Below are 13,032 nucleotides of genomic sequence, written 5' to 3' on the forward strand. Positions count from 1 at the left end.
GGTCTCCAGGTGTCAAAGTTCCTTTGCCGAGCAGACGGGTAGGCCCCTGTCAGCGGCACTTCCGGGGGCCTGCGTGTCTGCTCGCGGCTAGAGGGTGACCTCGTTCAGGCGGCCGGTGGCGACATCGAAGACGAAGCCCCGCAGCGACTCGTGCCTGGTGACGAACGGACTGGCCTCGATGCGGCGCACCGATTGCCGTACGTCCTCCTCCACGTCGATGAATGCCTCGGCCGCCCACTCGGGTTTGATCCCGAGCTCGTCCTGGATCTGCTGCTTGAAGCCGTCGTCGGTGAAGGTCAGCATGCCGCAGTCGGTGTGGTGGATCAGGATGATCTCTTTGGTGCCCAACAGCCGTTGGCTGATGGCCAGCGAGCGGATCTCGTCGTCGGTGACGACGCCCCCCGCGTTGCGGATGACGTGGGCTTCGCCGTCTTTGAGGCCGAGGATCCGGTAGATGTCGAGACGGGCGTCCATGCAGGCGACGACAGCGACGTGCTTGCTGGGCGGCAGTGGCAGGGGCCCGGAGAACGTCTTTGCGTACTCCTCGTTGTTCTTCAGATACTCATCGGTGACCGACATGGCGCGAAGCTAACAGCGTCGACCCGGTAAGTCACTGGTCAGAATCACCGAGATCGTGATTCACCGCTGCAGATCGAACACGACCGATCCGCCGACGGTGGTGGGTGCGAAATGCTGCCGCACCCACGCCTCGATCTCGGCCGCGGCCCCGCTTTCCCGTCGAGGGCCAGGATGGCCCGCGGCGATGAAGTAGCGGACCTCGCCGTCGGCGACGTGCTCCTGAAACTGTGCGAGCGTCGGCGCGTCGTCGCTGCCGGTGAAACCACCGATGGCCATCACCGACGCCCCGGTCTCCAACTCCAGCCGGCCGGCGAGCATCGACCCGACCGTGGCGGCGGCCCAGCGGTTGTCGGCCGTGCTGACCAGATGAGCGAGCAACGAGTTGTCGGCGACGTCCATGCCCGGCGGACCACCGGGCCCCGGCGGACCACCCGGCCCCGGCATGCCGCTCTGGGCCACCGGGCCCGACATCATGCCCGGACCGCTGCCGACGTGCGTCGCCGTCTCCACCGCATAGGCGGCCGACCCGCCGGCCCCGAAGACCAACGCTGCCCCCGCGACGACCGCGGCGAGACGCCCCGCGCGGTGGCTCCCCAGCGCGAGTGCCCCCGCAGCGACGACGGAGCCGACCAACAACACCCAGCGCAGCCACGGATGCCAGTCCGGGGTGCGGTCGAGCAGGACGAACGTCCACACGCCCGTCGCGGCGCTCATCGCGGCCAGCGTCAGCCGCAGACCCAGCTGCCGGCGGACCCGCCACATCTCGGCGACCGTGAGCCCGACCAGCGCCGCGATCGCGGGCGCAAGGGCGACCGTGTAGTACGGATGAATGATGCCGTCCATGAAGCTGAAGACGACGGCAGTGACCAGCAGCCAGCCGCCCCACAGCAGCAGACTCGCGCGCAGCGCCGCAGTGCGCGGCGTGCGGCGCGTGAACCAGAGTCCGGCGGTCAGACCGATCAGCGCAGCGGGCAACAGCCAGGAAACCTCGCCGCCCATCGACGCGCCGAACATCCGGGTGATCCCCGGTTCGCCGCCGAAGAACAGGTTCGCGCCGCCGTCGGGACCGCCCGGCCCCGGTGGCCCACCCGGCCCCGGCGGTCCGCCGGGACCGCCTCCGGGGCCGCCATCCATCCCCATCACGCGCTGAATACCGTTGTAGCCCAAGGCCAACTGCAGCAGGCTGTTGTCCGTGGAACCGCCGATGTACGGACGGGAATCCGCCGTCCACAGGCTGACCAGAGCCAGGAACGATCCCGCGGTGGCGGCCATCGCCAGGCCACCGGCCAGCAGCGCGCGCAGCCGAGGCCACACCCCGATCGGGGCGGCGACCAGGAACGCGAGCGCCAGGCCCGGTACCACCAGGAACGCCTGCAGCATCTTGGTCAGAAAGGCCAGACCGAGAACGACGCCGACCAGCACCACCCACCGGGTCCGTCCACTGTCGATCGCGCGCACCATCAGGTAGGCGGCCACCACGAGCAGCAGCACCAGCAGCGCGTCGGGGTTGTTGTACCGGAACATCGACGCCGCCACCGGTGTCGCGGCCAGCGCCGCACCCGCGATCAGCCCGGCGCCCGGCCCACTGACGCGGCGCACCGTCGCATACAGCACGCCGACGGCGGCCACGCCCATCAACGCCTGCGGAAGCAACATCGTGAACGGGCTGAAGCCGAACAGCCTGCCCGACAACGCCATCACCCACAGCGCAGCAGGCGGCTTGTCGACGGTGATCGCGTTGCCGGCATCGAGCGAGCCGAACAACCACGCCTTCGCGCTCTGCGTACCGGCCTGTGCGGCCGCCGCGTAGTACTCGTTTGCCCAGCCCGCCGAACCCAGGCCCCACAGGTACAGCAGCGCCGTCGCGCCCAGCAGTGCGACGAGCGCGGGCCGCGCCCACCGGGGTCGGTCATTCGGGAGCGCCCGGGCATCCGGCGCGTTCTCCATCGCCAGCGTCATCGCCGGACTCCTTCGGATCGGTTGCGCAGCGGGTGAAAGACCCAGCCGCGCAACAGGACAAACCGCACCACTGTGGCGAGCAGGTTGGCGGTCACCAACACGGTGAGTTCCATCAGGTGATGCGGTGATTCCACGGTGGTGTGCAACAGCGCCAGGGCACCGCTGGTGATCGCCAGCGCGACACCGAACACGATCAGACCTTCGGCGTGGTGACGGGCCAGGCCTCGTCGATCCGCAACGCCGAACGTGAAGCGCCGGTTGGCTGCGGTGTTTGCGATCGCGGTGAGCAGCAGTGCCACCAGATTGGCCCACTGCGCTCCGGTCCAGCCTTGCAGCAGCATGAACAACGCGACGTAGGCCGCGGTCGAGGCGAGCCCGACGACACCGAACCGCACCGCCTGCTGCAGCAGCGAGCCGGATGCCGGCGACCGTGCCGCGCCGAGTTGCGCTGCGATGGTGTGCACCGGGATGGCGCCGGAGGCGAAGCCTTTGAGCAGACGCGCGATCCCGCGCAGGTCGGCCGCGGCCGTGGCCACGATGTCGACCCGACTGTCCGGGTCGTCGATCCAGTCGACGGGGACCTCGTGGATGCGCAGCCCGCTGCGCTCGGCCAGCACCAGGAGTTCGGTGTCGAAGAACCACCCGGTGTCTTCGACGTAGGGCAGCAACTCGGCTGCGACGTCGGCGCGGATCGCCTTGAAGCCGCATTGCGCATCGGAAAAGCGCGCGGCCAGAGTCGATTTCAACAACATGTTGTAGCAGCGGGAGATGACCTCACGTTTGGCGCCCCGCCGCACGCGCGCGCCGCGGCCGAGCCGGGTGCCGATCGCGAGATCGGAGTGACCCGAAATCAGCGGCGCGACCAGCGGGGCCAGCGCGGCGAGATCGGTGGACAGGTCCACATCCATGTAGACCAGTACCGCGGCGTCCGAGCGTGTCCACGCGTGGTGCAGCGCCCGGCCGCGGCCCTTCTCCTCGAGCCGCAGCACGCGCACCTCGCCGAGTTCGTCGGCGAGTTGGGCGGCGATGTGCGGTGTGTCGTCGGAGCTGGCGTTGTCGGCGATGGTGATGCGTGCCGGGAAGGGCACGGCCTCGCGCAGATAGCGGTGCAGGCGGTGCACGGATTCGGCGAGCACGGTCTGCTCGTTGTGTACCGGGACCACCACGTCGAGCACCGGCGCGCCGGAACCCCGTGCTGCGCAGGCGGCGTCGGGTCGGTGCCGGAAGGCTCGCCCTGCGCACGCATCGGTCCGCTCGGCGATGTCTGTCATGGTGTTCATCGTCGGCGCGGCGGGTGTGCCCGACGTGGGGCGCAGCTATGTGCCGGCTGTGAGTACCGCGCCGGGCAGTGTGACGACGAATTCGGTGCTGCCGGGAACGCTGTGCAGCGCGATGGCGCCACCGTGGGCGCGCACCACCGCGGCGACGATGGCCAGGCCGAGCCCGGTGCTGCTGCCGTCGCGGCGCGCACGCGACGAGTCGCCGCGCGCGAACCGCTCGAACACCTCGGGCTGGAGCTGCTCCGGGATGCCCGGCCCGTCGTCGCCGACGGTCAGCACGGCCGTCGCCCCGGACGCCACGGACAGTGCGACGGTGACCGTCGTGCCCGGTGGGGTGTGGGTGCGGGCATTGGCCAGCAGGTTGGCCAGCACCTGGTGCAGCCGCGCCTCGTCGCCGGCCACGGTGACGGGTTCCTCGGGCAGGTCGAGCCGCCAGGTGTGATCCGGGCCGGCGACATGAGCGTCGCTGACGGCGTCGACGACCAGGCGGCTCAGATCGACCGCCTCGCGTTGCAGCGGCCGGCCGGTGTCGAGTCGAGCCAGCAGCAACATGTCCTCGACCAGCTGGGTCATCCGTGCCGCCTCGGATTCGACGCGGTTCATCGCATGCGCCACATCGTCGGGCACGTCGGCTCGGCGGCGTTGCGCCAGCTCGGTGTATCCGCGGATCGCCGCCAACGGTGTGCGCAGTTCGTGGCTGGCGTCGGCGACGAACTGGCGGACCCGGGTCTCGCTCTGGTGGCGGGCTTGCAGCGCCCCGGCGATGCGATCGAGCATGCGGTTGAGCGCCGTGCCGAGCCTGCCGACCTCGGTGCGGGCGGCCTGCGGATCCACCTCGACGATCGGTGTCGGCAGGTTGACCTCGCCGCGATCGAGCTCGAGAGCTGCCACCTGTTCGGCAGCGTCGGAAAGCTCTGCCAGCGGCCGTAATTGGCGACCGATGATGGCGATGCCGGCGCCGGCCGCAATGGCCACCGCGACGGCGGCCACCACGCAGAAGATGATCAGCGTGCGCAGCAGTGTGTCGTCGACGACCGTCGTGGGCAGGGCGGTGACGACGGTGTCGCCGGTGCGCAGGCTCGGGAAACCGACGACGCGGTAGCGGCCCAGGCCGTCCAGCTCGACCGTCTGCGGATGCCGGTCGGCGTGGGCGTCGGCCAGTTGCTGCGCTGCGGCAGAAGGTATTTCCGAACGCGCCCCGCCGGTGGTGATGACTCCCGCGTCGACCGGACGGCCGTTGGAAACCACCGCGCCGACGGTGCGGATCGCCTGACCGGGGGCGTTGAGGAACGCGGGCCCGGGCCCGTCCTCACCGCCGCCCGGCGGCGGTCCGGCACGCAGCTCGGGAAGCGTCGGCCGCTGCCCCGGCGGTGGCGGCGGGCCGTAGTCGAAGATCACCGCCGAGCGGCGGCCCGCCTCGACCACCTGCTCGTCGAGTTGACCGGTCAGGAAGCGTTGCAGCGCGAACTCGGTGCCGATGCCGATCCCGGCGCACACCCCGGCCAGCAGAAGCACCTGGGTGACCAGCATGCGTCGGCGCAACGACCACGACCGCGGCACCCGTAGCCGGGGGCCGGTGCCGTCACGGCGCGGGCTTGAGGACATACCCCGCACCACGCAACGTGTGGATCATCGGTGCGCGGCCGCTGTCGATCTTCTTGCGCAGGTAGGACACATACAACTCGACGATGTTCGACCGGCCCCCGAAGTCGTAGTCCCACACCCGGTCCAGGATCTGCGCTTTGCTCAACACCCGCTTGGCGTTGCGCATCATGAAGCGCAGCAGCTCGAATTCCCTGGCGGTCAGCGCGATGACCTCGCCGGCGCGGGTGACTTCGTGGCTGTCCTCGTCGAGCACGAGGTCGCCGACCACGAGCGTGCTGCTGCCGCTCTCGGTGGTCACCCCGGTGCGGCGCAGCAGCGCACGCAAACGCAGCACGACCTCCTCGATGCTGAACGGCTTGGTCACGTAGTCGTCGCCGCCGGCGGTGAGCCCGGCGATGCGGTCTTCGACCGAGTCCTTGGCGGTGAGCAGCAGCAGCGGCAGCGACGGGTTGTGCTCGCGCAGCTTGCGCAGCACGTCCAGGCCGCTCATGTCGGGCAGCATTACATCGAGCACCACGACATCCGGCGGAGTCTGCCGGGCCCGCGAGATCGCGGTGGCGCCGTCGCCGGCGGTGGTGACCTCCCACCCTTCGTAGCGCAGCGCCATCGACACCAGCTCGGCCAGCACCGGTTCGTCGTCGACGACAAGAACCTGAATCGGCTTGCCGTCCGCGCGCCGCATCACCACCCGGGCGGCTTCGACGTCGCCTCCGGACGCGGACGAGGGGGTGGTCACCCCGCCCATTATGTGCCCGCCCGGTGGGCGTGTCCTGTGCGGTTTCTGTGCGCCGACTGTGAAGACACGGCCACACGCCGAGCGCCCCGGCGTCGTCGTCTCCTAACCTTGGTGCCCATGCGTTGCGGAGTCACTGGGCGATGACCCGCTTTCTGGCGCGCCGGCTGCTGAACTATGCGCTCTTGTTGGCGTTGGCGTCGTTCCTGACGTTCACGCTGACCTCGCTGGCGTTCAACCCGTTGGAAAGCCTGATGGAGCGCAACCCGCGCCCACCGGAGGCGGTCATAGCCGCCAAGGCCGCCGAGCTCGATCTCGATCAGCCGATCCCGCTGCGCTACCTGAGCTGGGTGTCCGGTGCGATCCACGGGGACTTCGGGACGACGGTGTCCGGCCAACCGGTGTCGGACGAATTGTGGCGTCGCGTCGGGGTCAGTCTTCGTCTGGTCGTGATCGGGTCGGTGGTGGGCACGGTCATCGGTGTGGTCGTCGGGGCGTGGAGTGCGGTGCGGCAGTACCGGCTCTCCGACCGGGTGATCACGCTGCTGTCGCTGCTGATCATCAGCGCGCCGACGTTCGTCATCGCGAACCTGCTGATCCTGGGCGCGTTGAAAGTGAACACCGCTGTGGGGATGCAGATCTTCGAGTACACCGGCGAAACGTCTTCCGACGCCTCGGGCGGCACGTGGGACCGCTTCGTCGACCGGTTACAGCATCTGGTGCTGCCGACGTTCACCCTGGCGCTCACCTCGATCGCCGGGTTCAGCCGCTACCAGCGCAACGCGATGCTCGACGTGCTCGGCCAGGACTTCATCCGCACCGCCCGGGCCAAGGGGCTGACCCGGCGTCAGGCGTTGTTCAAGCACGGGCTGCGCACCGCGCTGATCCCGATGGCGACGCTGTTCGCCTACGGTGTCAGCGCGCTGGTCACCGGCGCCGTGTTCGTCGAGAAGATCTTCGGTTGGCACGGCATGGGTGAGTGGGTGGTGGACGGCATCGCCAGCCAGGACACCAACATCATCGCCGCGATCACCGTGTTCTCCGGGGCGACCGTGCTGATGGCCGGGCTGCTGTCGGACCTGATCTACGCCGCGCTGGACCCGCGGGTGCGGGCCGGATGACCGCCGGTCCGGGGTTCGCGTCGCGCCGCACGCTGGTGTGGCGCCGCTTTCTGCGCAACAGGCCCGCGGTGGCGTCGCTGGTGGTGCTGGTCGTGCTGTTCGTCGGCTGCTACGTGCTGCCGCCGCTGCTGCCCTACTCCTACACCGATCTGGACTACTACGCGCTGCAGCAGCCGCCCAGCCCCGAGCACTGGTTCGGCACCAACGCCCTGGGGCAGGACCTGCTGGCGCAGACGTTGCGCGGCATGCAGAAGTCGCTGCTGATCGGCTTTTTCGTGGCGTTGTTGTCGACGCTGCTGGCGGCGACGGTCGGCGCGGTGGCCGGGTATTTCGGCGGATTCCGCGACCGTGCCCTGATGTGGGTGGTCGATCTGCTGCTGGTGGTGCCGGCGTTCATCCTGATCGCGATCGTCACGCCGCTGACGCAGCGCTCCAACACGGTCTTCTGGTTGATCGTGTTGTTGGCGGCGTTCAGCTGGATGATCAGTTCCCGCATCGTGCGGGGGCTGACGATGAGCCTGCGCGACCGCGAATTCGTGGTCGCCGCCCGCTATATGGGCGTCAGCCACTGGCGCATCATCACCCGTCACATCATCCCCAACGTCGCGTCGATCCTGATCATCGACACCGCGCTCAACGTCGGGGTCGCGGTGCTGGCCGAGACCGGACTGAGCTTCCTCGGTTTCGGTGTGCAGCCGCCGGACGTGTCGCTGGGCACCCTGATCGCCGACGGCACACGGTCGGTGACGACGTTTCCGTGGGTGTTCCTGTTCCCGGCCGGGGTGTTGGTGTTGATCGTGCTGTGCGCCAACCTGATCGGCGACGGCCTGCGCGACGCGCTGGATCCGACCGCACGACCGCGCACGCGGCGGGGCCGCCGATGAGCTTGCTCGAGGTGCGCGACCTGACGGTGACGTTCCCGACCGACACCGAGCGCGTGGCCGCGGTCCGCGGCCTGGACTACCACGTCGACGCGGGCGAGGTGGTCGCGCTGGTCGGTGAGTCCGGGGCCGGCAAGTCCGCGGGCGCGATGGCGGTGATCGGGCTGTTGCCCGAGTACGCCGAGGTGTCGGGCTCGGTGCGGCTGAACGGTGAAGAACTCCTCGGGATGGGCGACCGGGACATGTCGCGCATCCGCGGAAACCGGATCGGCACGGTGTTCCAGGACCCGATGTCGGCGCTGACGCCGGTCTACACCGTCGGCGACCAGATCGCCGAGACGCTGCGGGTGCATCGCCGCGACCTCGGTCGGCGCGAAGCACGCACCCGGGCCGTCGAGTTGCTGGAGCTGGTCGGTATCGCTTCGCCGGACAAACGCGCCCGGGCCTTTCCGCACGAGCTCTCCGGCGGCGAACGCCAACGGGTGGTGATCGCGATCGCGATCGCCAACGATCCCGACCTGCTGATCTGCGACGAACCGACGACCGCCCTGGACGTGACGGTGCAGGCGCAGATCCTCGACGTGTTGCGCACCGCGCGCGACGTCACCGGCGCCGGGGTGCTGATCATCACCCACGACCTGGGTGTGGTGGCTGAGTTCGCCGACCGCGCGTTGGTGATGTACGCCGGTCGGGCCGTCGAGACCGCCCCGGTGGCCGACCTGTACCGCAACCGCCGGATGCCTTACACCGCTGGGCTTCTCGGTTCGGTACCGCGACTCGACGCACCGCAGGGGACGCGGTTGGTGCCGATCCCGGGCGCTCCCCCGTCGCCGGCCGCGTTGCCGCCGGGCTGCCCGTTCGTCCCCCGCTGCCCGCTGGCCATCGACGCGTGCAGCGCCGCCGAGCCCGCCCTGGAACCGGTCGGCCCGGCGCACCGCGTCGCCTGCATCCGCCACGAGCAGGTGGACGGGCGTAGCGCAGCGGAGATCTACCAGGTGCCGACCGCGCCGGCGTCGGTCGCCGCGGCCGGCGCCGGCGAGGTGGTGCTGCGTGCCCGCGACCTGGTCAAGACCTACCCGCTGACCAAGGGTGCGGTGCTGCGCCGGCGTATCGGCGAGGTCCGCGCGGTCGACGGGATCAGTTTCGAGTTGCACCAGGGGCGCACGCTGGCCATCGTCGGGGAATCGGGCTCGGGCAAGTCCACGACGTTGCACCAGGTCCTCGGGCTGACCGCGCCGCAGTCGGGTTCGATCGAGGTGCTGGGCGCCGATGTCGCCGAGTTGGACCGCCGAACCCGCCGGGGCCTGCGTAAGGACCTGCAGGTGGTGTTCCAGGATCCGGTGGCCTCGGTCGATCCGCGGCTTCCGGTGTTCGATGTGTTGGCAGAACCGCTGCGCGCCAACGGGTTCGACGCGGCGTCTGCGCAGGAACGGGTGGCCGAACTGCTCACCCTGGTGGGGCTGCGCCGCGAGGACGCCGCCCGCTACCCGGCGGAGTTCTCCGGCGGGCAGAAGCAGCGCATCGGCATTGCGCGTGCATTAGCGCTGCAGCCGCGCATCCTGGCCCTCGACGAGCCGGTGTCAGCGTTGGACGTGTCGATTCAGGCCGGCATCATCAACCTGCTGCTCGATCTGCAGGACCGTTTCGGCCTGGCCTATCTGTTCGTGTCGCACGACCTGTCGGTGGTCAAGCACCTCGCCCACCGGGTGGCGGTGATGCACCGAGGCGTCATCGTGGAACAGGGCGACAGCGAGCAGGTGTTCACCGCACCGGCCCATGAGTACACGCGCCGGTTGCTGGCTGCGGTGCCTCAACCCTCCCCGGATCCCGGTTAGAGTCTGTCCGCATGAGTCACCTCACCTCGCGAGCAGACACAGAATCGCCCATTTCGAGGCTCAAAAGGGCGAGTTCGCGTCTGCTCGCGGTGGGAACGGTGGCTGCGCTGCTGGTGACGGGTTGCTCCGGCTCCAACGAGGAGGTTCCGTCAGCGGGCGGGAACGCCGAACTCGGTGCCACCGCCGACCTCAACCCACAGGACCCGGCGACCCTGCGCCCGGGCGGAAACCTGCGGTTGGCGCTGACCGGCTTCTTCCCGAACTTCAACTACCTGCACGTCGACGGCAACCTCGGCGAACTCGGCGCGATGCTGCGCGCGGCGATGCCGCGCGCCTTCGTCATCAAGCCCGACGGCGAGATGACCGTCAACTCCGACTTCTTCACCGACGTCGAGATGACCAGCACCGACCCACAGGTGGTCACCTACACCATCAACCCCAAGGCCGTCTGGTCCGACGGGACGCCGGTCACCTGGGAGGACATCGCCGCCCAGATCCACGCCACCAGCGGCAAGGATGACCGGTACCTGTTCGCCTCGCCCAACGGCAGCGAGCGCGTCGCGTCGGTGACCAAGGGCGTCGACGACCGGCAGGCCGTGATCACCTTCGACCGGCACTACGCCGACTGGCGCGGCATGTTCGCCGGCAACGCCATGCTGATGCCCAAGTCGGTGACCGGCGACCCGGAGGTCTTCAACAAGGGGCTGCTCAACAGCGCCCCGCCCTCGGCCGGCCCGTTCATGGTCACCACCATCGACCGCGGGGCACAGCGAATCGTGTTGACCCGCAACCCGAAATGGTGGGGTGCACCGCCGATCCTGGAATCGATCACCTACACCGTGCTCGACGACGCGGCGCGGATGCCGGCGCTGCAGAACAACGCCATCGACGCGGTGGCACTGCAGACCATCGACGACCTGACCATCGCCCGCCGGACCGAAGGTGTCTCGGTACGCCGCGCACCGGCACCGAACTGGTACCACTTCACGTTCAACGGCGCCCCCGGCTCGATCCTGGCCGACCCCGCGCTGCGCGCCGCGATCACCAAGGGCATCGATCGGCAAGCCATCGTGTCGGTGTCGCAACGCGGACTGGTCGACAATCCGGTGCCGCTGAACAACCACATCTACGTGGCCGGCCAGGAGGGCTACCAGGACAACAGCATCGGTTACGACCCGGAAGCCGCCAAGCGGGAACTCGACGAACTGGGGTGGCGGCAGAACGGCCAGTTCCGTGAGAAGGACGGGCGCCGATTGACCATCCGCGACGTCTTCTACGACGCGCGCAGCACCCGCTCCATCGCGCAGGTCGCACAGAGCAACCTGGCGCAGATCGGCGTCAACCTCGAGCTCGTGCCGGCCGGCGGGGGCAAGCTGTTCACCGACTTCGTGATTCCCGGGAACTTCGACATGGCGCAATTCGCCTGGGGCGGAGATGCTTTCCCGTTCGGGGGTCTGACGCAGATCTACGCGTCCAACGGGGAGAGCAACTACGCCAAGGTCGGCAGCCCCGAGATCGACGCCAAGATCGAGGAGACGCTGTCCGAGCTCGACCCCGCCAAGGCGCGCACCCTGGCCAACGAACTCGACACGATGATCTGGGCCGAAGGCCACAGCCTGCCCCTGTTCCAGGCGCCGGGCAACTTCGCGGTCCGCAGCAACCTGGCCAACTACGGTCCGGCGGGCATCGGCGATCTGAACTACACCACGATCGGCTTCATGAACCAGTAGGGGCCAGCAGCGCCTCGGCGCGCGCGGCGGCGGTGACCGCTTTCACGACCAGCCGGACGCTCAGGTTGGGTGGCAGCGCGTCGAGTTCGGCACCGGCCAACTGCGGCAACGCGTCTCGCGCTGCGGCCGCGCACACCTGCAGGGCCGCGGGTTCCCGCGTGTCGAGAATGCTGTGCCCTGCGGTCGGCAGTTCCACAAGTGTGGCGTGCGGGATCAGGTCGGCGACGCGGTGCGCCACCTCCGGAGGTGTGGTCAGGTCGCGGCCTCCCGACAGCACCGCCGTCGGCCACCCGAACTCCGGCATGGCCGCGCGTAGGTCGTAGGGCTCGGCGACGAATTCGACGTCCACGGAGGCCTTTTCGCGCAGCACGACCGCAGGGTCCAGCGGCCCACCGTCGGGTTCGGCACCGTAGTTGAGTTCCCGGTAGGCGATACGCTCCACCAGATCGGGCTCATGGTGATAGAGCGTCTTGCGCTCCAGCAGCGTCTGCATGCCGACTCTGACGGCGCCCCAGAGCAGACGATGGCCGCTCAGGAGCAGGTCGAGCTGGCGGTGCAGCACTGCGGGGCCGGCGGTGCCGTACAGGTCGGCGATCAGCTGAACATCGCCCTGGTCCAATCCTCCTTCGGCCACCAGAGCGCGGACCTTGGCCGCCAGGTCGGCGGTACCGGGCACGGCGCCGTCCCACAGCACCCGCCGGATACGGGTGCGCACATCGTCGATGTCGTCGGCCGACAGCAGCGGTGAGTCGAGCACCATGGCGCGAATCCGGTTCGGGTGGCGCACACCCAGACCTGCGGCCAGGTAGGAACCGTAGGAGGCGCCGTATACGACGGCGGTCTCGACGCCGGCGTCGTCGAGGACCGCGGCGATGTCGTCGACCGCGGCGTCGACGGTGATGGCCTCGGCCGGAAGGTCCGCGCCGGCGTCGTCGTGTCGGGACAGCCCCACGCCGCGGTGCTCGACCATGATCACGTCCAGCCCGGCGGCTGCGGCGTGACGCCGGAACGCGCGGTACAACGCGACCGATGCCGCGCCCGGGCCTCCCGGGATGACCACCAGGGGATGCGCGGACTTCGGACCGGAGCGCACGTAGTACAGGTCGAAGCGCTCGTCACCGCGGCCGTCGACCGGGCGCCGGACGGCCCGCACACCGGGCAACGCCGCGAGTCTGCGGTGCATGCGGGCGCGCCGGGCGGTCATCGTCACCATTGTGGCGAGCCGTTCGGTTCGTGCCGAGCGACACCGGTGCGGTCAGGCGCGTCGGTACCACCGAGCCATGCCGTTGCGGCCGGGCGCCTACTGCTG

10 protein-coding genes are annotated in these 13,032 nt (G+C 69.5%); 4 read left to right on the forward strand and 6 right to left on the reverse strand.

Going from position 1 to position 13,032, the window contains the following annotated elements; translation table 11 throughout:
* Window positions 1-87: 87 nt before the first annotated feature.
* The 5 genes from ACQI46_RS20335 to ACQI46_RS20355 are packed head-to-tail and all read right to left on the reverse strand — an operon-like array spanning window position 88 to window position 6,105.
* The gene (locus tag ACQI46_RS20335; protein WP_427095848.1) at window positions 88-579 is read right to left on the reverse strand and encodes a beta-class carbonic anhydrase; all 492 of its coding nucleotides are present in this window, start codon (window positions 577-579) and stop codon (window positions 88-90) included.
* A gap of 60 nt (window positions 580-639) precedes the next feature.
* Entirely contained in the window at window positions 640-2,538 is a 1,899-nt protein-coding gene (locus tag ACQI46_RS20340) for an ArnT family glycosyltransferase (RefSeq protein WP_427095849.1), read from the reverse strand.
* Window positions 2,535-3,818, reverse strand: a complete 1,284-nt coding sequence (locus ACQI46_RS20345; RefSeq protein WP_427095850.1) for a glycosyltransferase — start codon at window positions 3,816-3,818, stop codon at window positions 2,535-2,537. Before ACQI46_RS20345 ends, ACQI46_RS20340 begins: the two co-directional genes overlap by 4 nt.
* Before the next feature lie 36 nt (window positions 3,819-3,854).
* Complete coding sequence (locus ACQI46_RS20350; protein ID WP_427095851.1) at window positions 3,855-5,423, reverse strand: sensor histidine kinase; 1,569 nt, start codon at window positions 5,421-5,423, stop codon at window positions 3,855-3,857.
* The gene (locus ACQI46_RS20355; protein WP_427095987.1) at window positions 5,401-6,105 is read right to left on the reverse strand and encodes a response regulator transcription factor; all 705 of its coding nucleotides are present in this window, start codon (window positions 6,103-6,105) and stop codon (window positions 5,401-5,403) included. Before ACQI46_RS20355 ends, ACQI46_RS20350 begins: the two co-directional genes overlap by 23 nt.
* A 194-nt stretch (window positions 6,106-6,299) precedes the next feature.
* Here ACQI46_RS20355 and ACQI46_RS20360 point away from each other — a divergent pair, with 194 nt between their 5' ends.
* Genes ACQI46_RS20360 through ACQI46_RS20375 form a run of 4 tightly spaced genes read left to right on the forward strand, consistent with a single transcriptional unit; the run spans window position 6,300 to window position 11,723 of the window.
* Window positions 6,300-7,277: an ABC transporter permease gene (locus ACQI46_RS20360; protein ID WP_427095852.1), complete on the forward strand. Its 978-nt coding sequence runs from the start codon at window positions 6,300-6,302 to the stop codon at window positions 7,275-7,277.
* Window positions 7,274-8,161, forward strand: coding sequence for an ABC transporter permease (locus ACQI46_RS20365; RefSeq protein ID WP_427095853.1), 888 nt, complete (start codon window positions 7,274-7,276; stop codon window positions 8,159-8,161). Before ACQI46_RS20360 ends, ACQI46_RS20365 begins: the two co-directional genes overlap by 4 nt.
* Entirely contained in the window at window positions 8,158-9,993 is a 1,836-nt protein-coding gene (locus tag ACQI46_RS20370; protein ID WP_427095854.1) for a dipeptide ABC transporter ATP-binding protein, read from the forward strand. Before ACQI46_RS20365 ends, ACQI46_RS20370 begins: the two co-directional genes overlap by 4 nt.
* 11 nt (window positions 9,994-10,004) lie before the next feature.
* Window positions 10,005-11,723, forward strand: coding sequence for an ABC transporter family substrate-binding protein (locus tag ACQI46_RS20375; RefSeq protein WP_427095855.1), 1,719 nt, complete (start codon window positions 10,005-10,007; stop codon window positions 11,721-11,723).
* On the opposite strand, the gene ACQI46_RS20380 is transcribed toward ACQI46_RS20375, so the two are convergent.
* Entirely contained in the window at window positions 11,710-12,927 is a 1,218-nt protein-coding gene (locus tag ACQI46_RS20380) for an alpha/beta fold hydrolase (RefSeq protein WP_427095856.1), read from the reverse strand. The genes ACQI46_RS20375 and ACQI46_RS20380 overlap by 14 nt on opposite strands.
* Window positions 12,928-13,032: the final 105 nt, after the last annotated feature.

This window comes from Mycobacterium sp. SMC-4 (assembly GCF_050205565.1).
Taxonomy (GTDB): domain Bacteria; phylum Actinomycetota; class Actinomycetes; order Mycobacteriales; family Mycobacteriaceae; genus Mycobacterium.